Source organism: Acinetobacter sp. CIP 102129 (genome assembly GCF_000368305.1).
In the GTDB taxonomy this organism is placed as follows: domain Bacteria; phylum Pseudomonadota; class Gammaproteobacteria; order Pseudomonadales; family Moraxellaceae; genus Acinetobacter; species Acinetobacter parvus.
This window is the reverse complement of record NZ_KB849340.1, coordinates 118972-142853: the sequence shown is the minus strand read 5'-3', so window position 1 is coordinate 142853 and position 23882 is coordinate 118972. Positions and strand designations below refer to the sequence as shown.

24 protein-coding genes and 1 pseudogene are annotated in these 23882 nt (G+C 44.4%); 16 read left to right on the top strand and 9 right to left on the bottom strand.

The window, feature by feature from the left end:
• Positions 1-24: 24 nt before the first annotated feature.
• From F973_RS04820 to F973_RS04810, 3 genes are read left to right on the top strand one after another with little or no spacing between them, the layout of a single operon-like run.
• On the top strand, positions 25-564 hold the full coding sequence (locus F973_RS04820) for a DUF924 family protein (RefSeq protein ID WP_004760390.1): 540 nt from the start codon (positions 25-27) through the stop codon (positions 562-564).
• A 37-nt stretch (positions 565-601) separates the two neighbouring features.
• Positions 602-1159: a CC0125/CC1285 family lipoprotein gene (locus F973_RS04815; RefSeq protein ID WP_004760389.1), complete on the top strand. Its 558-nt coding sequence runs from the start codon at positions 602-604 to the stop codon at positions 1157-1159.
• A gap of 18 nt (positions 1160-1177) precedes the next feature.
• Positions 1178-2485, top strand: coding sequence for a DUF445 domain-containing protein (locus F973_RS04810; protein WP_004760388.1), 1308 nt, complete (start codon positions 1178-1180; stop codon positions 2483-2485).
• A gap of 36 nt (positions 2486-2521) precedes the next feature.
• Here F973_RS04810 and F973_RS04805 read toward each other — a convergent pair whose 3' ends face one another.
• On the bottom strand, positions 2522-2971 hold the full coding sequence (locus tag F973_RS04805; protein ID WP_004760387.1) for a hypothetical protein: 450 nt from the start codon (positions 2969-2971) through the stop codon (positions 2522-2524).
• A gap of 281 nt (positions 2972-3252) precedes the next feature.
• On the opposite strand from F973_RS04805, the gene F973_RS04800 reads away from it, so the two are divergent.
• Positions 3253-4407, top strand: coding sequence for a methionine aminotransferase (locus F973_RS04800; RefSeq protein WP_004760385.1), 1155 nt, complete (start codon positions 3253-3255; stop codon positions 4405-4407).
• A gap of 92 nt (positions 4408-4499) precedes the next feature.
• Positions 4500-5867 carry an MATE family efflux transporter gene (locus tag F973_RS04795; protein WP_004760383.1) on the top strand — a complete coding sequence of 456 codons (1368 nt, stop codon included), beginning with the start codon at positions 4500-4502 and terminating at the stop codon, positions 5865-5867.
• A 63-nt stretch (positions 5868-5930) separates the two neighbouring features.
• On the opposite strand, the gene F973_RS04790 is transcribed toward F973_RS04795, so the two are convergent.
• Positions 5931-6758, bottom strand: coding sequence for an SDR family NAD(P)-dependent oxidoreductase (locus F973_RS04790; RefSeq protein ID WP_004760382.1), 828 nt, complete (start codon positions 6756-6758; stop codon positions 5931-5933).
• Between the two features lie 346 nt (positions 6759-7104).
• Between F973_RS04790 and F973_RS04785 the strand changes: the two genes are divergently transcribed.
• From F973_RS04785 to phoR, 3 genes are all read left to right on the top strand, one after another.
• Entirely contained in the window at positions 7105-7782 is a 678-nt protein-coding gene (locus F973_RS04785) for a TetR/AcrR family transcriptional regulator (protein WP_004683600.1), read from the top strand.
• A 237-nt stretch (positions 7783-8019) separates the two neighbouring features.
• On the top strand, positions 8020-8730 hold the full coding sequence (gene phoB, locus F973_RS04780) for a phosphate regulon transcriptional regulator PhoB (RefSeq protein ID WP_004679100.1): 711 nt from the start codon (positions 8020-8022) through the stop codon (positions 8728-8730).
• An 8-nt stretch (positions 8731-8738) separates the two neighbouring features.
• On the top strand, positions 8739-10097 hold the full coding sequence (gene phoR / locus F973_RS04775) for a phosphate regulon sensor histidine kinase PhoR (protein ID WP_004760378.1): 1359 nt from the start codon (positions 8739-8741) through the stop codon (positions 10095-10097).
• A gap of 129 nt (positions 10098-10226) precedes the next feature.
• On the opposite strand, the pseudogene F973_RS04770 reads toward phoR, so the two are convergent.
• The 4 genes and pseudogenes from F973_RS04770 to pncB form a co-directional block, all read right to left on the bottom strand.
• Positions 10227-11046: pseudogene (locus tag F973_RS04770) on the bottom strand (IS3 family transposase).
• 169 nt (positions 11047-11215) lie between these two features.
• The gene (gene asd, locus F973_RS04760; protein ID WP_004760374.1) at positions 11216-12067 is read right to left on the bottom strand and encodes an archaetidylserine decarboxylase; all 852 of its coding nucleotides are present in this window, start codon (positions 12065-12067) and stop codon (positions 11216-11218) included.
• Positions 12064-12912, bottom strand: coding sequence for a sulfurtransferase (locus F973_RS04755; protein WP_004760371.1), 849 nt, complete (start codon positions 12910-12912; stop codon positions 12064-12066). Before F973_RS04755 ends, asd begins: the two co-directional genes overlap by 4 nt.
• A 104-nt stretch (positions 12913-13016) precedes the next feature.
• Positions 13017-14222, bottom strand: a complete 1206-nt coding sequence (pncB, locus tag F973_RS04750; RefSeq protein ID WP_004760369.1) for a nicotinate phosphoribosyltransferase — start codon at positions 14220-14222, stop codon at positions 13017-13019.
• 151 nt (positions 14223-14373) lie between these two features.
• Between pncB and dtd the strand changes: the two genes are divergently transcribed.
• Complete coding sequence (dtd, locus tag F973_RS04745) at positions 14374-14814, top strand: D-aminoacyl-tRNA deacylase (RefSeq protein WP_004756864.1); 441 nt, start codon at positions 14374-14376, stop codon at positions 14812-14814.
• Positions 14815-14861: 47 nt separating this feature from the next.
• Here the strand turns inward: dtd and F973_RS04740 are convergent, their stop codons facing one another.
• The 3 genes from F973_RS04740 to serB all read right to left on the bottom strand — a co-directional run bounded on the left by F973_RS04740 (position 14862) and on the right by serB (position 17449).
• Positions 14862-15341 (bottom strand): hypothetical protein, encoded by a 480-nt coding sequence (locus tag F973_RS04740; RefSeq protein WP_004679115.1) that lies wholly within the window; start codon positions 15339-15341, stop codon positions 14862-14864.
• 148 nt (positions 15342-15489) lie between these two features.
• Positions 15490-15825: a ciprofloxacin tolerance protein AciT gene (gene aciT, locus F973_RS04735; RefSeq protein ID WP_004760368.1), complete on the bottom strand. Its 336-nt coding sequence runs from the start codon at positions 15823-15825 to the stop codon at positions 15490-15492.
• Positions 15826-16228: 403 nt separating this feature from the next.
• On the bottom strand, positions 16229-17449 hold the full coding sequence (serB, locus tag F973_RS04730) for a phosphoserine phosphatase SerB (RefSeq protein WP_004760366.1): 1221 nt from the start codon (positions 17447-17449) through the stop codon (positions 16229-16231).
• Positions 17450-17546: 97 nt separating this feature from the next.
• Here serB and F973_RS04725 point away from each other — a divergent pair, with 97 nt between their 5' ends.
• The 7 genes from F973_RS04725 (at position 17547) to glmU (ending at position 23871) form a co-directional block, all read left to right on the top strand.
• Positions 17547-18839, top strand: coding sequence for a hypothetical protein (locus F973_RS04725; RefSeq protein ID WP_004760364.1), 1293 nt, complete (start codon positions 17547-17549; stop codon positions 18837-18839).
• A 159-nt stretch (positions 18840-18998) separates the two neighbouring features.
• Positions 18999-20120: a bifunctional 3,4-dihydroxy-2-butanone-4-phosphate synthase/GTP cyclohydrolase II gene (ribBA, locus tag F973_RS04720; protein WP_004760363.1), complete on the top strand. Its 1122-nt coding sequence runs from the start codon at positions 18999-19001 to the stop codon at positions 20118-20120.
• An 11-nt stretch (positions 20121-20131) separates the two neighbouring features.
• Positions 20132-20602: a 6,7-dimethyl-8-ribityllumazine synthase gene (gene ribE / locus F973_RS04715; RefSeq protein ID WP_004637206.1), complete on the top strand. Its 471-nt coding sequence runs from the start codon at positions 20132-20134 to the stop codon at positions 20600-20602.
• A 3-nt stretch (positions 20603-20605) separates the two neighbouring features.
• Positions 20606-21055: a transcription antitermination factor NusB gene (gene nusB, locus F973_RS04710; protein WP_004683615.1), complete on the top strand. Its 450-nt coding sequence runs from the start codon at positions 20606-20608 to the stop codon at positions 21053-21055.
• A 12-nt stretch (positions 21056-21067) separates the two neighbouring features.
• Entirely contained in the window at positions 21068-21985 is a 918-nt protein-coding gene (thiL, locus tag F973_RS04705) for a thiamine-phosphate kinase (RefSeq protein ID WP_004760361.1), read from the top strand.
• Positions 21986-22007: 22 nt separating this feature from the next.
• Positions 22008-22484 carry a phosphatidylglycerophosphatase A family protein gene (locus F973_RS04700; RefSeq protein ID WP_051062110.1) on the top strand — a complete coding sequence of 159 codons (477 nt, stop codon included), beginning with the start codon at positions 22008-22010 and terminating at the stop codon, positions 22482-22484.
• Positions 22485-22506: 22 nt separating this feature from the next.
• Positions 22507-23871 (top strand): bifunctional UDP-N-acetylglucosamine diphosphorylase/glucosamine-1-phosphate N-acetyltransferase GlmU, encoded by a 1365-nt coding sequence (glmU, locus tag F973_RS04695; RefSeq protein ID WP_004760359.1) that lies wholly within the window; start codon positions 22507-22509, stop codon positions 23869-23871.
• Positions 23872-23882: the final 11 nt, after the last annotated feature.

Genomic DNA, 23882 nt, shown 5'->3' with positions numbered 1-23882 from the left:
AAATCTTCCGATGGATATCCACCCATGCAAGCGCAAGACATTCTTGATTTCTGGTTTGATCCTGACCACCGTTCACTCTGGTTCGCCAAAAGTGATGAATTTGATGCAAAAATTCGTGAGCGTTTTCAAACAATTCATCATCAGGCTATACAGGCTGAACTGTGGTCATGGCGCAAGACCGCCGAGGGACGCTTGGCAGAAATTATTGTGCTAGATCAATTCTCCCGAAACCTGTATCGCGACCAGCCACAGGCCTTTGCCCATGACAGCATGGCACTGATGCTGGCACAGGAGGCAATCAGCCTGCAACTGGATGCCCAGCTCAGCCCTGATCATCGCTCATTTTTATATATGCCATTTATGCACAGTGAATCAAAGCTCATACATGAGTTTGCACTCAAGCTGTTTCAACGACTGGGCAATGAAATCAATCTCAGCTTTGAGAAAAAGCATAAGCTGATTATTGACCGTTTTGGGCGCTATCCACATCGCAATGCGATTTTAGGGCGAAGCTCAACCGCAGAGGAACTTGAATTTTTAACCCAACCGAACAGTAGCTTTTAGGGCCATCTTCCCAGACGCTGAAAAACAGGAATTGCCTATGAAAACCTTATTGATGTGCACACCGCTCCTTGTCGCACTGACATTTACAGGCTGTGCCAGTGTCCCATCACAACCCAGAACATTCGATCAACTTGGACAGTTCACCGCTTATCCATTAAATAACAAAACTTACCGTGTGGGTTTTCAGGCTGATCGTAATTTGAGTTATGGTACAGCCGAGGAGATAACCTTGTTAAAGGCGGCACAAACCACTGTCAAAAACGGTTTCCGTTATTTTACCGTTGTTGATGATCCAAGTAATGCACGTCACAAGACACAACGCCAAGCTGTGATTTATCCGACACCCTCTTATTACCCATATGGTTATTATCGACGACATCCTGCCTTTTGGCCTGATCCATTCTATGATATGCCTCAAGTGGTCAATCTTGATCCCATCCAAGTGTCGTATACTATTGAGTGTTTTCAGACTCAGCAGCAATCGCCTGACGCATTTGATGCGCACCTCATTTTGCAATCATTAGGGCAAAAATACGGATTGAGTCCAACAGGAGACGTGTTGCAGCCCGCTGCGCCATCTCAAAGCAAAAAGTAAATTGATAAGGATGACTCAATGAATTCAGTCGAAGAAATTCACGTACCGAGCCTGCAAAAAAGTAAGTACTTCGCCACTATGGCATTGATCATTGCGGTTATAGCATGGATTGGCTTAATGGTCGCGGCGCATTTTTTACCTGAATATAAATGGGTCATTCATATTTTTATGTTAGGTGCGGAAGCAGGTGTAGTTGGTGGGCTAGCTGATTGGTACGCTGTCACTGTGCTTTTCCGCAATCCTTTTGGAAAAATGCCTTTACCCAAACTATTGCGTGACCATACCGAAATCATTCCACGGAATAAGGCTCGAATTGCAGAATCAATGGGTCGTTTTGTACAAGAAAACTTTTTATCTCCTCAAATTGTTGAACGTAGTTTAAAAAATGCCGACCTCAGTTTGGCCGTTGGTCAATGGCTAGCTACCCCTCAAAATAATCAGCAAGTCGTACAGATGATTCAACATACTGTACCGAAAATTTTTGAATTTGTGAGCCAAGATCAAATTGCCCACTTTGTGCAAAACAATAGTGTGCAATGGGTACGCAGTACCAAAATCAATAAATTAGCCAGCGAAATGTTACGTGCCGTTCTGGAAAATGACTTCCATCAGGATGTGCTACAGCGTGGCCTTGATCTGGCCCATCAATGGATTGTGTCGCATCCAGAAGAGGCACGCAACCTGTCACGCAAACTGTTTCAGGAACTCGGTGTCTGGAAACTTGCCAAAGGCGCAAGCTGGATTGGCATTGATGTGCAGCAGCGCACCATTGACTCACTGATTGAAAAGGTTGAGTCCATGCTGGCTAATCCTGAACATCCGTGGCGGCAGGACATTGAAACCACCACGCATAATCTGATGTTGCAGCTTGCGGACAGCAACAGTGAAGCCAGCAAGCGCTTAAACCAGAGCAAGGATGATGTGCTGGACAGTCCACAGGTGCTGAACTTTATCAGTGGTGCAATTGCCATTCTCTGTGATGCGGTCAAAACCGACTTGATGCAGGCAGATTCAGGTATTGCCAGCAATTTACAGGCGGCATTACAACAGTTGGGCGAAAGCCTGGTTCAGAATGAAAAAGTGCGTCAGGTTCTGAATGAGAAAATGGTCGGTTTGGCAACCAACTTTAGCGAACAATATAGCGACAAGATCATCCGTTATATCAGCGAACGTATCCACGAGTGGGATTCACGCGAAATGATTGCCAAAATCGAAAGTGAGGTCGGTGGTGACTTACACATGATTCGCGTTAATGGCGTGATTGTCGGGGCGTTTATTGGCTTGGCACTGGGTGTGATTCGTGCGATTGTTGAAAATGTTTTATAAATAGCAACGGAACGATGGGGGATTTACTCCTCATCGTTATGCAGATTGCGCAAGTTGTTGCTTGCTTTGCTGGTAATATCGAACCAGTGCATCGGTGTCCTGCTTTAGGAACGCAGTGAGGTAGGTTTTGACCTGTACCAGAGAAAGCTGCTTAAATTGAACCGTCTCTTTCGCCTGAAGCGTAATTAATCCAAATATTTGTTTTTTAGCAACAACTACAGGAATGTCTGTCTTGACGATAAAGTTAAGTTCCTGAGATGATCCATAAGTATTCAATACGATTTCTATGGTCTGTTCCGTCTTCTCATCGGTAATGGTAAAGGTCGGACTAGCACCATCCAGTTGCAACCAGCGGCTTAACTGCTGTTTCCAGCCCATTCGGTCAAATCTGGTCAATATCCCAATGGTATTCAAAGTCCCAAACTGCTCCACATCATTAAGATCAATATGATGCGGATAGCGTATTTTTAAATCGAAACTGTCCATTGGCTGATGTCCCATTTCACTATAATTGGTATTTAATTGAACCGCTCGATAGAAATTATAGCGCTTTACAGCAGCAACTAAAATAGCGTATCATCATGAAAAACAACAAATTTTTTAGACAATTTTCAATAAAAAATGACCAATTCCGTCACTATTGTTTTTATTCAGACACAATTACCTGTTTTTACTGACCTAAGCCACATTTTTCAGTCAATTAACGGCAAACCTCAACATTTACTATACAATCACTGCAAAACAAAACGTCAATCAGGTTAAAAACAATGTTGCAGCTTCAGTCAAAACTCCCGAGCCAAGGCGTGACCATTTTTAGCGTGATGACTGAACTTGCACAACGGCTCAATGCCCTGAACCTGTCACAGGGCTTTCCCGATTTCCCAGCACCGCCTGCCCTGATTGAAGCCCTCTGTCAGGCCACCCAGTCAGGATACAATCAATACTCTGCGGGTGATGGTCTACTGGCATTACGTGAGCAACTGGCGCAGCAATTTCTACAGCGTGACCAGCTACAGCTTGATCCCATCACTGAGATCACCATTACCCCAGGCGCAACCATCGCAATTTTCTGTGCCATTCAGGCCTGTATTCATGCAGATGATGAAGTGATTATTTTTGACCCGAGCTATGACAGTTATGCTCCCGCCGTACAGCTTGCAGGTGGAACATCCATTCATATCCATCTGGAGGCACCAACATTTCAGGTGGACTGGCAACAGCTTAAAGACCGCATCAATGCCAAAACCCGCATGATTATCGTCAATACACCGCATAATCCGACTGGTGCGATTTGGTCAGAACAAGACTGGCATCAACTGATTGAACTCATTCAAGATAAAAATATTGTGGTGCTATCTGATGAGGTGTATGAACATCTGGTATTTGATCGACAGAAACACTACAGCGCGCTACAGTTTCCAGAACTGCGTGAGCGTAGTTATGTAATTGGCTCTTTTGGCAAAAGTTATCATGTGACGGGCTGGAAAACGGGCTATTGCGTTGCAGCACCACATTTAATGCGTTTGTTTCGTCAAATTTATCAATTTGCCAATTTTTGCGGAACCACACCTTGCCAAATAGCATTAGCGAACTATATGCAGCAACATCCTGAGCACATTCAGGAACTCCCGAACTTTTATCAGGCGAAACGCGACCTGTTTAATGCCCAGATTGAAAACTCACGTTTCAAATTGATTCCATCGCAAGGTACTTATTTCCAAAGTCTGGACTACAGTGCAATCCGTCCTGACCTGAATGACATTGAAATGTGCCAGTTTTTAGCGGAACAGCATAAAATCGTCGCGATTCCAATCTCAGTATTTTATAAAAATGCACCAGATGATCTACGCCTGATTCGTTTCTGCTTTGCCAAAACCGACCAAACGCTGCAACATGCAGGTGAAATTCTGGTGCGTTGCTGATCAACAAAAAAATAAACCGAACAATCATGACTTCCACCTGACTGATGATGGTATGGTGAAAAAAATAGATGTTTCAGGATGAAGCAAACTGAATGACACCACACCAACCTCTGGTGATGCAGCCAAACCTCTGGAAAACCTTTTTTGTCTTTCTGGTTCCCTTGATTGCCACCAATATTTTGCAAAACCTGTCGGGAACGATTAATACCATCTTTGTGGGTCAAATGATGGGCGTGGATGCCATTGCCGCAGTTTCAGTGTTCTTTCCAATCCTGTTCTTTCTGCTTGCCTTTGTGATTGGGATCTCGGCGGGAACAACCGTGTTGGTGGGACAGGCCTGGGGTGCCCAGAATCTTGAGAAAGTGCGCTGTGTGATTGGTTCAACCCTGTTCATGACCCTGATTGGCGGGAGTGTGATTGCGGTTTTAGGCGTGATGATGGCTGAGCCCATGTTGAAATTGCTGGGTACAGATGCCAAGGTCATGCACCTGTCGCTACCCTATGTGCAATGGATGCTGGCAGGTAGCCCACTGTTATTTGTCTATATTATCTACACCTCAATTCTTCGCGGTGTCGGCGACAGTGTGACACCGCTGATCGCATTGAGCCTAACCAGCCTGATTGGTCTGGCGGTTACGCCTGTGTTGCTGAAAGGCTATTTTGGCTTTCCCGCCCTCGGGATTGTTGCACCAGCCATCGCAACCATTCTGGGTTATGCAGCCGTATTGATTTTTCTAGGGTTTTATCTCAATTATAAAAACCATCCACTGAAAATAGATGCGCGACTTTTGCAAAGCATTCGCCATGATGCAACAATAAGTAAACTAATCCTAAAGCTTGGTATCCCAACAGGCGTCCAAATGGTGACAACTTCATTGGCAGGCTTAGTCATTATTGGTTTGGTTAATCATTATGGTGCACATGCGACCGCAGCATATGGTGCAGTGAACCAAGTACTCAACTATATCCAGTTTCCAGCGCTATCCATTTCAATTGCGGCTTCTATTTTTGCCGCACAGGCGATTGGTGCTGGCAAGCCCGATTTACTGGCCAAAGTCACCCGAACGGCTTTAGGAATGAATGTCATATTTACTGGCAGTTTGATCACTTTGGCTTACTTATTTTCCAAATATTTAATGGCGCTGTTTATTACCGATCACAGCGTGATTGAGCTTGGGCAGCAACTGTTGTTTATTGTACTGTGGGCTGTTTTATTCTTTGGGGCTAGCGCGATTTTTGCATCAATCATGCGGGCTAGTGGTACAGTGAATGTCCCAATGATGATCAATATTCTGACCATTATTTTAATTGAAGTTCCTTGTGCCTATTGGTTTAGTTCGTTATGGGGCTTAACGGGCATTTGGACGGCTTACGCACTTTCTTTTGTCTGCTTATGTGTATTACAAGCCTCTTATTATCAGTTCGTTTGGAAGAAAACCAAGATCAAAGTCCTTATTTAAAAATTTCTTTGATCCTCAAATAAAAAAGCCATTCTTTAAGAATGGCTTTTTTATGCTTGAAACTTACATCATTTTCGTTGCAATCGCTGCAAGACGTTGATAGCCCGTTGGGAACAACCGTTGAAATGCATCAATCACGCGTGCATCAGTTCCAATCAACAAACGGCGTTTATCTTTTAACACCGCATTTAAAATTTGACGCGCTGCCTCTTCTGGCGGTGTGCGTAAAAGTTTATCAAACTGTTGGGTGGATTTGGCTGGATCCATACCCAAAGTTTTGAGGCTGTCATTCATCTTCGCCGCTTTTGCGATATTGGTGCGGATACCCCCTGGGTGTACACAAAGAGAACTTACGCCACTCTTTTCAATATCAAGCTCCTGACGTAATGATTCAGTAAAACCACGTACCGCAAACTTGGTTGCGTTATAGGCAGACTGTGTTGGCTGCGAGGTTAAACCAAAAATACTGGAGATATTGATGATATGACCATCTTTGGTTTGCTTAATGAATGGCAAGAATTCCTTGGTGCCGTAAACCACGCCCCAGAAGTTGATGCCTACGATCCATTCCAGATCTTCATAGCTTGCACCTTCCACAGTTGAGCCCAAAGCCACACCCGCGTTGTTGAAGATCATATTTACTCCACCATGATCATGTACCGTTTCCTGCGCCCACTGTTTCACCGCATCACGGTTTGAAACATCAAGCACCTTGGTGGTTACAGTCACTGGATATTGTTTTACCAGCTCAACAGTTTGCGCCAGTCCCTTTTCATTGATGTCACTCAATGACAAATGGCAGCCCTGTTTAGCCAATAAAACTGCGAGTTGCTGCCCAATCCCAGAACCTGCACCTGTGATCGCCGCGACTTTATTTTTAAAGTTTTTCATTGCCTATCCTTTGTATAAGGGTCTGTGAAATGCCAACAGACCCTATGAATGAGATGCACATAGTTCGCCCCAATCATGCGTTATCATGTGCAGTTTAAGCTGTAACCAATATAATTTTGACAATACATGTTGTCAATATAGTACAATGGACCTTTAAGACAAATGGCAATAACCAACACCTTACATGTCATAATAGGCCTATTTACATTTTATGGCCGAACATGGTTAAAAGAGACAAGGTGGATTTTCAAAATTTGGTTATGCCAGGTCAGCACAACATTGTTGAAATACAGATAACCATGATCTACATGATTTAAAGACTTTTTATTAAGGAACGGTTTTCTCAATGGCAACTCAAGATCGATCGATACGCAAGAAAAATACGACTGATAGTAAAGAACGTCAGTTCAAGGGTCTCTCCTTGACTGAGCGCAAGCAAGCACGCCGCGAAAAACTGATTGAGGCAGGCATTGCCACGTATGGCACACAGGGATTCTTCTCCGTGACGGTTAAGGATGTCTGTAATGAAGCCAAGCTGACTGAACGCTATTTCTATGAATCATTTAAGAAAAGTGAGGAACTATTTCAGACGGTTTTCCTGAAAATGATCGAGAAAATGCAGACCTGCCTGACCCAGGCGGTACTCATGGCTGCGCCTGAACCGAACAACATGGTCACGGCGGGATTGTCCGCCTTACTCAGTACCATTAAGGATGATCCACGCATGGCACGGATCATTTATATTGATGCCATGCTGGTGCAGGATTTACATAACCAGGCCACCATTCAGGAAACCCTGACCCAGTTTGACCGTATTATTCAGGGCTTCGTGATGATCACCATGCCCAATGCCCCACAGAGTGCTGAAGGAGTGTCTTTAATGGCAACAGGGCTGAATGGCTATGTCACGCATATCATTATCCGTTGGGTTTCCGAGGGCTTTAAGCAGCCACTGGAGGATGTTTTGGCGGCCTGCTGTGCAGTGTTCCAGTCCTTTATCGAGACCACAGCCAAAAAAAATTAAAGTCGTTTTACAGTTTTATGACAGATACAGCCCTAAAACCGAGGTAGAGTTAAGCAAATGAATTGCATGGCTTTATTGATCGTTTAACTGTCATCATTTGGTCACTGCTCTGCCCCAAAACTGTCACAATTTATTGCTAAATTCGACTTTATCAGCTCTTTTGCAATGATATTGTCATAATTAATCTTTGTAATAAGCCTGTCATAACTAAAAAACCATATTTAAGGGTATTGCGCTGTGAAAGATGACTATATTTTAATTGTCGATGATGAGCTACCAATCCGCGAAATGATCCATACCTCTCTGGATATGGCGGGCTTCCAGTGTCTACAGGCGGAAGATGCCAAACAGGCGCACCAGATCATCGTTGATCAGCGCCCCGCACTTATTTTGCTGGACTGGATGCTTCCAGGGGGAGTCAGCGGTGTGGATTTGTGCCGTCGCCTGAAACGTGATGAAAATCTGGCAGAAATCCCAGTCATTATGCTAACGGCTCGTGGGGAGGAAGACCATAAGGTACAGGGTCTCGATGCAGGTGCGGATGACTACATGACCAAACCATTCTCCACCCGTGAACTGGTGTCACGCATCAAGGCGGTGTTGCGCCGTGCCAATGCGCTCAGCGGTGAAAAAGTGATTGATGCCAACGGCTTAATGCTTGATCCTGTCAGCCAGCGTGTGAGTTTTGGAAACAGTATCCTTGAGATGGGGCCGACTGAATATCGTTTGCTTGCTTTCTTTATGACTCACCCTGAACGTGCATATACACGTGCTCAATTACTTGACCAAGTTTGGGGAGGCAATGTATATATCGAAGACCGTACTATTGATGTACATATTCGTCGTTTGCGCAAAGTGTTAGAACCATTTGGTGTTGATCGTTTTGTACAGACGGTACGCGGTACAGGCTATCGTTTCTCTACACGCGCTGATTTGGCAGCAGGTTAAAATACTTTATGTATGAACCCTATCCCGTCCCTGAACTGGCACGTGAATACCAGCATTTTCGCTACAGCAGTTTATGGACGTTTGCAAAACAGGATTTAAGGCTGCTGCTGTTTTTCTTATTGATTGCAAGCTTGATTGGATTCGGGGTCGGATACTTCTGGAGCTGTGTTTTTATCGCGTTCGTGGTTTTTTTTGCCCTCCAGCTACGCTCGCTTTATCTGGTCAATGACTGGATTTCCAATCGCCCCTACGATGTGCCACCCAACCTCAATGGTATCTGGGGTGCATTGCTGTTCAATGTCTACCGTGCCCAGCGTCAGGAACGTATTGTTCAGGCGGAAATGGTCGGACTGATCGACCGCGCCCAATCATCTCTGGTGGCGTTGGCTGAGGCAGTGGTTTTGATTGATGACCAGCATCAAATTGAATGGTGGAATCCCGCTGCGGAAAAATTACTGGGGATTAGCCCATTGGACCGAGGGCGTAACTTGCTGGCGATTTTACGCCAACCCAAATTTATTGAATATTTCAAGCATAGTGATCAGGCACCCGATGGCATTCGTCTACAGGTCAAAATGGATGAAGAACATTATGTACAGGTGAAACTGACCCGTTTTGGGGGTGAAAGTCGGTTGCTGGTCGCCTATGACATTACCCGCATGCACAATCTTGAACAAATGCGTAAGGACTTTGTCGATAACATCTCACATGAACTACGAACGCCATTGACCGTGCTCAGTGGCTATATCGAAACCTTTACCGATCAGGATGACATTACCCCACGCTGGAAACGTGCCTTTACCCAAATGCAGTCACAAACCAAGCGGATGAATGCATTGGTCAACGATTTATTATTACTCTCCAATTTAGAAAATAATAAGAAAGTGGCAAAAAATCAGATTATTGATATGGCCAATTTAATGAACCAGATCTTCGATGATGCCCGTGCCTATAATCTGGATTATGGTCATACCCTGAATCTGGATATTGATAGCCACTGTGACCTCATCGGTTCAGATATGGAAATTGCCAGTGCATTCAGCAACCTGATTACCAATGCCATTAAATACACCCCTAAAGGTGGCATTATCACCATTGGCTGGCATGAAGATGGTGATCACGCCTACTTTACAGTGCAGGACACTGGTATTGGTATTAACCCCAAACACCTGCCTCGCCTCACCGAACGTTTCTATCGGGTGGACAGTGCACGTAGCCGCCAGACAGGGGGAACAGGTTTGGGCCTCGCCATTGTCAAACACGTGCTGATGCAGCATGGTGCACATCTGGAAATTAGCTCGAAAGAAAACGAGGGTTCAACCTTTACTGCGGTTTTTCCGAAAGAACGCTTGTACCGAATGTTGTAAAGTTTAGGGCATCTACCCTTCCCTCTGCGTTTAAATTTAGCTATTATCCTGTCTAGATTTTTCGCTGTAGACCAAAGGTAATATCCCCATTTTTAATTGAATTAATGGGTAGAAAATCTAAAGCCCTTGTTATTGTTTAAAAATAGGTGAACAACCATTTACTGACATATGAGGTCGTTCGTGATTATAAAAGTACTGCCAGTCAGTTGTATAGTCCTGCACCTCGCTCAGATCTCGAAATAAATATTGATTTAGACATTCATAACGTACTTTACGATTAAATCGCTCAACATATGCATTTTGCTGTGGATGGCCTGGTTGAGTAAATACATGCTCAATACCATGCTGATCACACCACTTTTCCATCAGCTCCCTTATATACTCTGGGCCATTGTCGGTTCTAATGCGTTTAGGTTTACCTCGCCAGTCAATGAGCTGATCAAGTCCTCTCAGCAAACGTTCTGCTGGCAATGAAAAGTCAATCAACATATCCAATGACTCGCAATTATAGTCATCAATCACGTTGTGAACTCGATAACTACGTCCATCGCTGAGTTGATCATGCATAAAGTCATTGACCATGATTCATTCTCAGCTGTCGGTACTGCAAGGGTTTGAGGCTGTTCTCGTTTAATCCGCTTATTAGGCTTGATTCTTAAATTAAGCTCAAGCTCCTTATAAATGCGATAGACACGCCTTGCTGAGCAGTGCTCCTCATTCCACTGATAATTTTTGATATTACGCAGATACAAAAAGCAGAGTTTGAAGCCCCAAGCTCTTTAAGCCGCGTCATCATTGAAAGATCCATGCCGCCATATTTGGACTTCCATTTGTAGAATGTAGCAGAGCTCATACCATGTTCGCGGCACAAGTTCGGTATGGGTGTTCCTGCTTCAGCTTGCTTCAAAATATTCATGATCAAGCTGTCTGAATACTTAGATGTTTTCATAGAAAATCTCCTTAAATCAAGGTTATTCGGTTTTCTACTTTTAAACTCAATTATTTTTTGGGGGGATTACCGTTGTTGGTGGCTCCCATTTAGCATAATACGCCTTATGCGAAATACATAAAAAATTAAAGCCCCTAAGTTTTAAGGGCTTTTTAAAATCACTTCTAAATTAAACCGAATGCCCCAACCGCTCACCCATCACCACAGTTGAATTGGCTTTAAACTGCTCTTCCCACACCATTTTATCTTGTTCAAATAAAACAACGGCTGTTGAACCCAAGTAGAAACGTCCAAGCTCCGCACCTTTATCCAGTTGCAGTTGATGATGCTGTAACTCAACTTTACCTGATGGCTTCACCTTACCTGTCGCAACGGTTTCAATGCCAGCCACAATCATCGCACCCACCAACACCACCGCCATACGGCCCAGCTCAGTATCAAACAGGCACACCATACGTTCATTACGGGCAAACAAGCCTGGGACATTTTCCGCAGTTGTTTGGTTTACTGAAAATAACTCGCCTGGAATATATAAGGTTTCCGTTAATGTTCCAGCAAATGGCATATGTACGCGGTGATAGTCTTTCGGTGATAAATAAACCGTTGCAAATTGCCCATTCTGGAATGGTTTGGCCAATTGCGGATCACCAATCAATTTCTCAACAGAAAAACTTTGACCTTTGGCCTGAAAAATATCGCCAGATTCGATTTTACCTAACTGCGAAATCGCACCATCCGCAGGGCTAACAATACTATCGGCACGCTCATCTACACCACGCACACCCTGTTTTAATGCACGGGTGAAAAATTCATTAAATGATTTATACTGATTCGGATTCGTTTGTTCGGCAATGCTCATATCAATGCCGTATTTTGCTTTGAACGCTTGAATCACAGCAGTTTTCACCAAAACGTTTTCACTTGCTGCAACTTTGCCAATAACACGGCTCAGTTGATGTTGCGGTACTAAATTTTGTGCTTTGATAAAAAGTTGTTTTTTAAAATCTGCTGAAAAACTCAAGACGGTGACTCCCCTGAAATAATAGGACTATCGAGGCGATTGCCCCATTCACTCCACGCACCATCGTAGGCCCTGACTTGCCAATTGAGCAATCTTGCCAATATATACGCCAAACCCGAACGGTGATGCGACTGACAGTACACCACCACAGGTTGTTGTAAATTAAAGCCTAATTGCTCCAAACGTTGTTGAGTGCGTTCAAGCGGGTGCAATTTTAGATGATTTTCACGATTAAGGGCAGTACTCCATTCAAAATGCAGTGCATTTGGGATGTGACCCCCACGACGCGCAGCTAAACGTAGTCCAGTATATTCTTCATTGGTACGACAATCCCAGAGCTGAATATTCTGTTCTTGAACCTGCTGCAATAGCTCGTTGTATTCAATCCGATGCTGTTGCACACTATCCAGATCAACCTGTAGCACATCAGCGACAGGGATGACTTTTTCAACCATTGCGGTGGTGGGTAGACCAGCGCCCAACCAGCCATGAATTCCGCCATTGATCAAACTGGTACGGGTAAAACCAAGGCAGTGTAAATTCCAGATCAGCCGCCCCGCCCAAGCACCGCCCTCATCATCATAAACCACGACATGATGCTGCGGTGAGATATTCAGCTTTTCAATCAGGGTTTTTAATCCCTGTACATCGGGCAATAGACCATTGGCCTGTTCCTGTTGCGCCACCAGATACTTTGGCTGCAAATGAATCGCATGCGGGATATGTAGTTGCTCATAAACCGATGCTCGGCTTAAATCAACAATACGAATCAACTCGTGCCCCAAGTAGGGCACAAGCTGCTCAGGTTCAATCAGTAAATCAAGTTTAAAGTCTACATCTGTCATGGTTAGGGGGTCTTGTCGCCACAGCACTGCAATGATTTTAACATAGCCTACTTTTTATCTTTGTCTGATTTTTTGCATTGGTTTAGCAAAAAAGGAGATATAAACTAAATCACTGGCTCAATCTCAAACACTTGTCTTAAATAAGCAAGGAATGTTTCATTATCGGTCATGGTTTTACCTGAACTATCGGAAATTTTTGCCACTGACTGCCCATTACATTCCAATAGTTTTAACACGATATTCAGCGGTGTCTGCCCCATGTCATTGGTGAGGTTGGTGCCAATTCCAAAACTAACCTGAAAACGGTCCTTAAAATATTGATGCAATAACCATGCTTTTTCCAGATTAAGACCATCACTAAAGGTTAGCATTTTGGTCTTAGTATCAATCTTTAATTGACGATAATGTGCATAGGCCTTGTCACCCCATCCATAGGGATCACCACTATCATGGCGCAAACCATCAAACAGCTTGGCAAAATAAAGATCAAAATCACGCAGGAACGCATCCATCCCCACCACATCGGTCAAGGCAATCCCCAGGTCACCCCGATACTCCTGAACCCATGCCTCCAAGGCAGCTTTCTGGAAATTACGCAACCGCACGTCCAGTGCCTGAAATGCCTGTAAAAACTCATGGGCCATGGTTCCAATCGGGCTGATACCCAACTCTTTCGCCAGCAGTACATTGCTGGTGCCACGGAATACTTGCGGTGCAGCATCATGAAACGCCTGCACCACATGCTTCTGCCAATCAAAACTATAACGGCGACGGGTGCCAAAGTCTGAAACCAAGAATGGGGGATCATTGTCCTGCTGTTGCTGGGCATAGTGTTGCAGTTGCACCAGCTTGTGCTGTAGTCGGCGCTCACCCTCAGCCCAAACCTCATCGGTACGGATACGGCGGAAATACAGTTCATTGACAATGGCCAAGACAAAGATTTCAAACATCATGGCCTGCACCATCGGCCCCTCAATCCGAATATCCAGCCGCCCTGCCGCATCAATACTGGCCTGAATAAAACGTCGCTTGAGCTGGAACAACTCCAGATAGTCAACAAAGTCGCTCTTGATGAAGCGCAGTGAACGGAGATACTGCAATTCATCCTCTTTAAAGCGAAGTTCACACAGCAAATCGAGCTGATGGTTGAGATCACCCAAAATTTCCGTCAAGGGATAGGCGGTATCCTTCAGATTTCGGCAACGGAATAAATAAACACTGTGCGTTTGTGGAAACTGGTGCAGCACCACTTGCAGCATGGTGAATTTATACAGGTCGGTGTCCAGTAAAGATTGAATAACGGCAGACATAGGCGATGGTTTTAACCAATTCTTTTGCATAATATAAGTTGTTATACAACCAAATGGCTGGGATTGAATAGTAGACTTTTGCTGCACAGTCAATTTTCAGGACCATTTGTCTGCTAAAATTCCCTGTCTTTTTCATCTATCTTTCAATGTTATGCGCGCATTAATTCAACGAGTTTTAGAAGCGAAAGTCGTGGTTGAGGGCCAAACCACAGGTGAGATTCAACAAGGCTTACTGGTATTTTTGGGAGTCGGTAAAGAAGATACCCTGGAAAAAGGCCAGAAGCTGCTTGACAAGATTTTAAAATATAGAATCTTTGATGATGAGAATGGCAAGATGGGGTGGAATCTAAGCCAAGCTCAGGGCGGACTTTTATTAGTTTCACAATTTACTTTGATGGCGCAAACACAAAAAGGCTTACGCCCTGACTTTGGGTCTGCCATGCCGCCAGCCGAAGCCAAAGCGCTGTATGAACAACTGGTGGAATATGCACGCCAACAATTTGCAAATGTCCAAACAGGTATTTTTGCCGCTGACATGAAAGTGCATTTGGTCAATGATGGCCCATTAACCTTTAATCTGGAAATTGAATAAGTTTAAGCCATAAAAAACTCCCGAATTGGGAGTTTTTTTATTTAGGCTTATTTGCCTGTTTTTTCTTTAATAAAGGCACGCGCCTGACGAATTTTTTCTTTTACAGCTTTTGGTACTTTCGGTGGAATCAATTTTGCCGCCTGGTTAAACCAAACCAGCAGGCTAAAGTCACCTTCCATTTTAATGCTGCCATCCTGCATGCCTGTCATGAAAGCCGTTGGATCACCTTTCACCAAGGTTTTCACGCCCTGCTCACTTGAAGCAAACTGTAAAATAAAGTCAGCCTTTTCTGGACTGCCTGCAACCGTATCAATCTTGCCACGGTTGACAATAATCTGACGTGCCAGTCCTGCATCCGTACCAATCTGGATACGGAATTCACGATCATGAACCAATTCAATAAACTTTGGGCTAGTACGTGCCAATTGCTTCATACGTAACGCCAAACCTGTCACCAACAAATCTAACGGATCAGTGCTTACATCAACAATAGGTAACTGAATCACAGGTAAAGAAGAAAGCTTCATGACATTTATGCCCACAGTATTATGATGAAAATTAAGACAACTGTATCCTAGCACAATTGTTGCAAAGGCGGTAAAAGCTTTGTTTCAGAAAGTTAGTGCAAAAAAGGCATGTTAAGCATGCCTTTGATATAATTGATATTATTATGGATTATCTGCTAGAGCATTGTTGTTGGTCATCCTTGTACACAGGGGTGTGTTCAATATACTGACGTTTCGCCAATTGCTTTTGTGTTTGTTTGTCTTCACGTAAAAGTATGAATGTAACCGTTACCATCGCAAGGCTTAAGGCTGTCAAATAACTATAGGCGACCGACATGTCGAACATGGTTTGCACCCCAAAGCGCACCATTTCCAGCAATCCCCAGCACAGCATACCTGCCAACATAAAACCTAACCAACGACGATAAGGAGAAAAGAAAACAGCAATAACTGCGACAGCGATCAAGCCAAATCCAACCCACATGGTGAAATTCGCTGCTTCCATAGAAACCTCCGTCTTAAAAAAATTAGTCTGTTCTGTTCAGACCGCTATTGTTGTGTAATTTCTAACGCTTACTAACTCATTGCATTTAGGTCTTTATGCATTATGGAAGTTTTTTTTAAGAAGAAAAGAGGTAAAAACCAATGCTACGACACAAGCTGTCGCAATATGTTTTTGTCATTACACATTTTAAAATCATCAAACATCAATATTGCTATATGGCATCAATTACCGCGTGTCATTACAAATAAATAGCCGATATTTTTTGTGTAGAAAAACTTTTTCTTGAATTTTTTTATCGTTGTATTTCTATACATTTAGACATGATTATGAACAAATCATGACACCATAAAAATGCACCATATCGTGACAAAACGACATGATGCACAGGAAGTGTTTTAAGCTTTTAAGCGCGATTTAAGTCTTTATCGTGCATACCCAATAAGTACAACACACCATCTAAACCAACACTTGAAATTGCCTGATTGGCATTTTGACGAACCAATGGTTTTGCGCGATACGCCACACCTAAGCCTGCAATAGACAGCATTGGCAAATCATTTGCTCCATCGCCTACCGCCATCGCTTGCTCTAGTGAAATACCCATTTTATCGGCAAGTTGACGCAGTAATTCAGCTTTTCGTGCGCCATCGACAATCGCACCTTTAACCTCACCAGTGACTAAACCATCTTGCACATCTAAAATATTGGCATGCACTTCATCAATTCCGAGCTTGGCCTGTAGGTATTCAGCAAAATACTGGAATCCACCCGACAAAATAGCGGTTTTGTAGCCTAATGCTTTCAGGGTTGAAATCAGACGCTCTGCGCCTTCGGTCACAGTTAAACGTTCTGCAATTTTTGGTAGAACCGAAGCATCCAGACCTTTTAACAAGGCAACACGGGCGCGGAAACTTTGCTGAAAATCCAGCTCCCCCTGCATGGCTCGCTCAGTAATTTCAGCTACCTGAGCACCCACACCCGCCTCCAGCGCCAACTCATCAATCACTTCCTGCTCAATCAGGGTTGAATCCATATCGAAGCAAACCAGACGACGGTTACGGCGATAGGCATTGTCTTCCTGTACCGCAACATCAATATTCAGCTCACCTGACAAACTCAAACATGCAGCTCGCATCGCTTGTGCATCCAACATTTGTCCACTTAAACCAAACTGCACACAGGCACGGCGCGGAAATGGGCTATTGGTTTCCAGATCCATTCGACCCGACAAACGTGTCACTGTTTCAATATTAAAGCCCTGACTTGACACAATTTTGGTCACTGCCTGCAAATGTGCCGCCGTGAGTTCTGGGGCAAGCGCAGTCACGATATAGCGGGTTCGTCCACCCTCACTCACCCATTGTTCATATTCTGCGTTAGAGATTGGTTTAAATCGCACAGTTAAGCCAATATCATGTGCTAAAATCAGGATCTCTTTCATTGCCAATGCGGTTGCAGTCTCATTATCCGATGCCACAACAATCCCAAGGGTGAGTTGATTATGGATAACAGCCTGACCCACATCGAGTATTTGCAAAGAATGTACGGAGAGCACCTGCATTAATCGAGTAAACTGATTCGGTTGATCTGGTCCTAAAAAGGATATAAGAATGATTTCTCGCATGAATTGACTCGTGGTTGAGCGACAACTATTGTATGTAAGAATCATAACATAACCTGACCTGAATCTATTTGACTCTTATTTATCTTGGAAGTTTAACTTGAATGCGCCACGCCAAGGGCTATTTGCTAGCCTGCTGATCGTAAGTTTTGCACTGCATACCTTTTTACTGGTGATTGCAACGACACATCAACTCAATGAAAACCGCGCCAGTCAGGGACAACTGATGACCAGTCAGCTTGTGGCAGATAGCCTTTCAGAACTGGAACCCGCCAACACGGTCTCATTGGCACTGGTGGCCAACCGTTATGCAACCAACCCAAGTGTCGCATCCATTCGTATCCTCGATGCCAATAAACAGGTGCTTGCAACCAGTGGTATGGCCAAAACCCGTCAGGGTGAAGTCTTTGTGCGTGATGCCCTACAAAATGAAAAGAAAGTAGGAACGGTCGAAATCACCTTGATCCAGCCAAGTATTGGTGAAATCTTACGCACACAATGGCTGGCGATTTTAGCATCATTGTTTATCCACTTCCTGATTTGGCTGGCTTACCGTGCCATTGCCCGTCCAACACGCAGTGAATATTTAGCCCGTATCAATCAGGAAAATCATCTTAAACATGAGATTCAGCGTTTAACTCAGGCATTGGTACTGGAAAAACAGAACACCGTGACGCTGGTCGCACAAGCCCAGCAACAGGCAAAAGCACAACCAAAATCACGGATTGAAAAGAAGCCAGCCGAACAAACCCAGCTTGACCACGCAACGCTGGCGCTGAATATCCAGTTTTATGATCCAAAGCAGTTGCTAAGCAGTGTAAACCAGTCAGTCTCGGTTCCCTACTTCAAGCTTTGCCAGTTATTTTTAGATAAAAGTATTGATCTGTGTAGTAGACATTATCAAATGGATGCCTCACATATTCATGTGGTACAGCAATTTAATGCCGAGGGTGCCACATTATCAACCACACTGGAAAAGCCACATGCGCTTGAATGCCTGATGATGGTGGGTGCAGTGTTCCAGTTGCTGGCAGAGGTGCTGTACAAGCGATACCGTGAAGATAAACGCTTTGCACTACAGACCCGTGGCGCGGTGGCAAGTGCGGTGGATGCGATGCAACTGGACGCAATTGAGGCATCTAAACGCCTTACCCAGCATTTGCATGCAAAAGAGGCTGCTTTGCACCTGAGCCATGACCAGCTTAAAACCATTCAAAACAGTTATGAACTGGTGGCAATGCCAAACCCAAGCAATATCATGACCCGTCATGCCTTTATGATTAATGGGATGAATGAGCAGTGTGCCACTTTGGCGCAAAATCTTCGCACTGAAATCCTGATGGGTAAGAAAGCAAAAGTTTCAAGTGAATCTTCTGATATTCCAGCGTCATAATCCATTATCATCTGTTTCCTGATTACCCTGATCGCTTTTCTAAGGCATCAGGCTTTTTAATTGATCAAGAAGCACAGGCGAAATTTGTTAAAATGCGGTAAACTATGCGTGGTTTATCGAATATGAGTGCCTTGAAAGGCAATAAAAAGGTGAAAGCGAATGCCGCTGAGTCGTGTTGAAGAGCTTGTCGCAGATATTCGTGCAGGCAAAATGGTCATCCTGATGGATGATGAAGATCGTGAAAATGAAGGTGATCTGGTCATCGCCGCAACGCATGTGCGCCCTGAAGATATTAACTTCATGATTACCCATGCACGTGGTTTGGTCTGCCTGACGCTCAGCCGTGACCGTTGTAAACAACTGAATCTTCCGTTGATGGTTGACCAGAACGGCGCACAGCACGCGACCAACTTCACCCTCTCAATCGAAGCAGCTGAAGGCATCAGCACAGGCATTTCCGCTGCTGAGCGCGCGCATACCATCCGTACCGCGGTTGCGGCACATGCCAAGCCAAGCGATATCGTTCAGCCAGGCCATATTTTCCCATTAATGGCACAGCCAGGTGGCGTACTGCACCGTGCAGGCCATACTGAAGCAGGTTGCGACTTAACCCGTCTGGCGGGTCTTGAGCCAGCGTCCGTGATCTGTGAAATCATTAATGATGACGGCACTATGGCGCGTCGCCCTGATTTAGAAGTATTTGCAGAGAAACATGGCTTAAAAATCGGTACGATTGCGGATCTGATCCATTACCGTATGACCAATGAACAAACGGTTGAACGCCTGTCCCAGGAAACCATTGATACTGAATACGGTGCGTTTGAGCTATACAAATACCGTGAAATCGGCAGTCCAGACATCCATCTGGCGTTAGTGAAAGGTGAACCAAAACAAGGGGTCACCACAGTTCGTGTGCATGGTTTCAACCCTGTACGTGACTTGCTAAAACTCAATAAAGCAGATGGTTCCACTGCATGGAGTCTGGACCTCGCACTGAGAACCATATCAGAGAGCGACCGTGGAGTGCTGGTATGGATTGGACAGGACCATCTGGAAGATCTGGGTCATGCAATTCATCACCTGAATCAGCCAATGCCTTTGAAATCCAATGCCGCCCTCTCCCAGCAATATCAGACCATTGGTGTTGGTGCACAGATTTTACGTGATCTGGGCGTTGAGAAAATGAAACTGTTGAGTTCACCACTTCGTTTCAATGCACTATCAGGATTTAATTTAGAGGTAGTGGAATACATCACTGCCGATCAAGTCACAGCAAAATAATCGAGGTTGTTATGGCAATTCGCCGAATTGAAGGTTTACTACATCTCGCAAGCGAAGGTCGTTATGCGATCTTGGTTGGTCGTTTCAACAGCTTCGTGGTTGAACATTTACTGGAAGGTGCGATTGACACCTTAAAACGTCATGGCGTTGCAGAAGATGCGATTACCGTGATTCATGCACCAGGTGCGTGGGAATTGCCAATCGTTGCGAAAAAGCTAGCTGCCTCAAACAAGTTTGATGCCATCATTGCTTTAGGTGCAGTGATTCGTGGTAGCACTCCACACTTTGACTTCGTTGCGGGTGAATGTGCGAAAGGTCTAGGTGTTGTAGCACTTGAAAGCACAATGCCTGTGATTAACGGTGTTTTAACTACCGATAGCATCGAACAAGCGATTGAACGTTCAGGTACGAAAGCAGGTAATAAAGGTAGCGAAGCTGCTCTTACTGCTATCGAAATGGTTAACTTATTAAAGGCAATTTAAAGCATGTCGCAAACACTTCAGGCCGCTTATGCAGCGAAACGCAAAGCACGTCGTTTTGCTGTACAAGGGATTTATGAATGGCAAATGAGTCAGAACCCTGTCCATGAAATTGAGGCACGCACCCGTGTTGAAAATGCCATGCACAAGGTTGACCTTAACTATTACCATGAATTGCTCACTCAAGTGGTTGCCCAACATGACGCCCTGGATGAGTTACTCATCCCTGTACTTGATCGTGAGTTAAATGCCCTCGATGGTGTAGAGCTTGCAACCTTACGACTTGGTGCTTATGAATTACGAGATCATCTCGAAGTTCCATACCGCGTTGTACTTGATGAAGCAATTGAGCTAGCAAAACACTTTGGTGGTGCGGACAGCCATAAATACATCAATGGTGTACTGGACCGTCTTTCTTCAAAGCTTCGTGAAGCTGAAAAACAGCAAGCTAAATAACAGGCTTGTGTCATGGCTGAGTTTTCAATTATTGATCAATACTTTAAACGTGCATCAAAATCCGATGTCAGTTTAGGAATTGGTGATGACTCAGCGATTGTGACTCCTGCTCCCTCACAGCAACTGGTGATCTGTACCGATACACTGGTTGCTGGTCGACATTTTCCAACCGATACCTCTGCCCATGCCATCGGCTGGAAAAGTGTGGCGGTCAATTTATCTGACCTCGCTGCAATGGGTGCAAAACCGCATAGTATTTTACTGGCATTAAGCCTACCAACAGTTGATCATGGCTGGCTAGCTAGCTTTAGTCAGGGCTTGTTCGATTGCTGCGATCAATTTGGTGTCAGTCTGATTGGTGGTGATACCACACAGAATTCCCAACTGACCATCACGGTCACGGCTCTGGGCTGGATTGAACAGGGTCAGGCCATTACCCGATCAGGTGCACAAGTGGGTGACTACATTTGTGTCAGTGGTCAGATTGGCGATGCCGCATTTGGGCTACAGCATCTTGGCCATGCCCTACAGCAACGACTTGATTATCCAACGCCACGTTGTGTTTTAGGACAACAGCTCAAAGGTCTGGCCTCCAGTATGATTGATGTTTCGGATGGATTGGCCCAGGACTTGGGACATATTCTGAAGGCGTCCAATGTCGGTGCAAAACTACAACTTGATCAGCTTCCGATTGATGAATCACTCAAAAATCTGGAAAAGCAGCAAGCATGGCACTACGCCCTTGCGGGTGGTGACGATTATGAGCTGTGCTTTACAATATCACCGCAAAATTTTGAAAAACTACTTCGACAACAATTAGATGTTCCGCTTACAATAATTGGTAAAATCACCCAACAAACTGGATTGTCATTTGTGTATATGGGCGAAAATCACCCATTAGCTGTTCAGGGATATCAACACTTTGCATAAGCCACCGATTCACTTTAAACAAATGAGCTGGTTCAACCGTTGCATCGTTTTTTGCGGTGTCGGTTTCGGTTCTGGTTTAGCACCCAAGGCACCTGGAACATTTGGTTCAGCCTTTGCCCTGCTGTTTGTACCATTGTGGCTACAATTGGGTTTCTATGGCAGCTTGATTGCCATCCTGATCATGTCGGTTGTGGGCATTTATATCTGCGGACAAACCGCCAAAGTCCTCAATGTGCATGATGACGGACGTATTGTCTGGGATGAGTTCGCAGGACAGTCCATTACTTTCCTGCCTTTGCTTTATTTACAGCAAATGAATGGGTTGTGGGTCATTGCTGGATTTGTATTATTCCGTATATTTGATGTCTGGAAACCATTTCCGATTAGTTGGGCAGACCAAAAAGTTACTGGTGGTCTAGGGATTATGCTTGATGACATCATTGCAGGTCTTTGGGCTGCGCTTTGTATTTTTATGATTCATTTTTATTTTTTGACTTAAACCATTGATATTAGGGTTAGTTATGTCAACAACTGTTATTATTCTTGCCGCAGGGAAAGGAACGCGAATGCGTTCACAAATACCAAAAGTACTACAACCCCTTGCAGGTCGACCACTTTTAGGACATGTGATTCAAACCGCAAAAAAATTGCATGCTGAAAACATTATTACCATTTATGGACATGGCGGTGAGCTGGTTAAGCAAAGTTTTGCCAATGAACAGGTTGAGTGGGTTGAACAAGCCGAACAATTGGGCACAGGTCATGCAGTGCAAATGACATTACCTGTTTTACCTCAAGACGGTATTTCGCTGATTTTATCGGGTGATGTACCTTGTATTCATGCAAATACCCTACAAAAACTATTAGATGCCTCTACTCAGACAGGCATTGGCTTAGTTACGCTTACCGTAGAAGATGCAACAGGTTATGGTCGCATTGTCCGCCAAGACGGTAAAATTCAGGCCATTGTTGAACATAAAGATGCCAATCAAGAACAGCGCCAGATTCAGGAAATCAATACAGGCATTTATTGCGTTAGCAATGCCAAGCTGCATCAATGGCTACCAAAACTTTCCAATGAAAATGCGCAAGGTGAATATTACCTGACCGATATTGTTGCGATGGCGATTGCGGATGGTCTGGAAGTTGCCTCAGTTGAACCAGATTTTGCGTTTGAAGTTGATGGTGTGAATGACCGCATACAACTTGCAACTTTGGAACGTCAATTTCAGCAACAACAAGCCAAACAACTGATGGAACAGGGCGTTCACTTAATCGATCCGAACCGTTTTGATTTACGTGGCAACCTTAAGTGTGGTCAGGACGTGCAGATTGATGTGAACGTGATCATCGAAGGGGATTGTGAGCTTGGCGATAACGTCCAGCTTGGTGCGGGATGTATTTTAAAAAATACCCGTATTGCAGCAGGTACCAAAGTTCAAGCCTATAGCATTTTTGAAAATGCGGTTGTGGGTGAAAATACCCAGATTGGGCCTTTTGCCCGTTTACGTCCTGGCGCAAATCTGGCCAATGATGTGCACATTGGAAACTTTGTTGAAGTAAAGAACTCCAATATCGGTGTCGGTTCAAAAGCCAATCACTTTACTTATCTGGGCGATGCTGACATCGGTGCGGATTGTAATATTGGAGCAGGGACAATCACTTGTAATTATGATGGCGCAAATAAACATCGCACTGTTATTGAAGACAATGTATTTATTGGTACCAATAACTCATTGGTTGCACCAATCAAAATTGCTCAAGGTGCAACCACAGGTGCAGGCTCAACCTTAACTCGAAATGTGGCTGAGCATAGTTTAGCTGTCGAACGATCTAAACAGTTTGAGAAAGCAAATTATCAACGTCCCCAAAAGCTGAAAAAATAAGAGGATAAAAT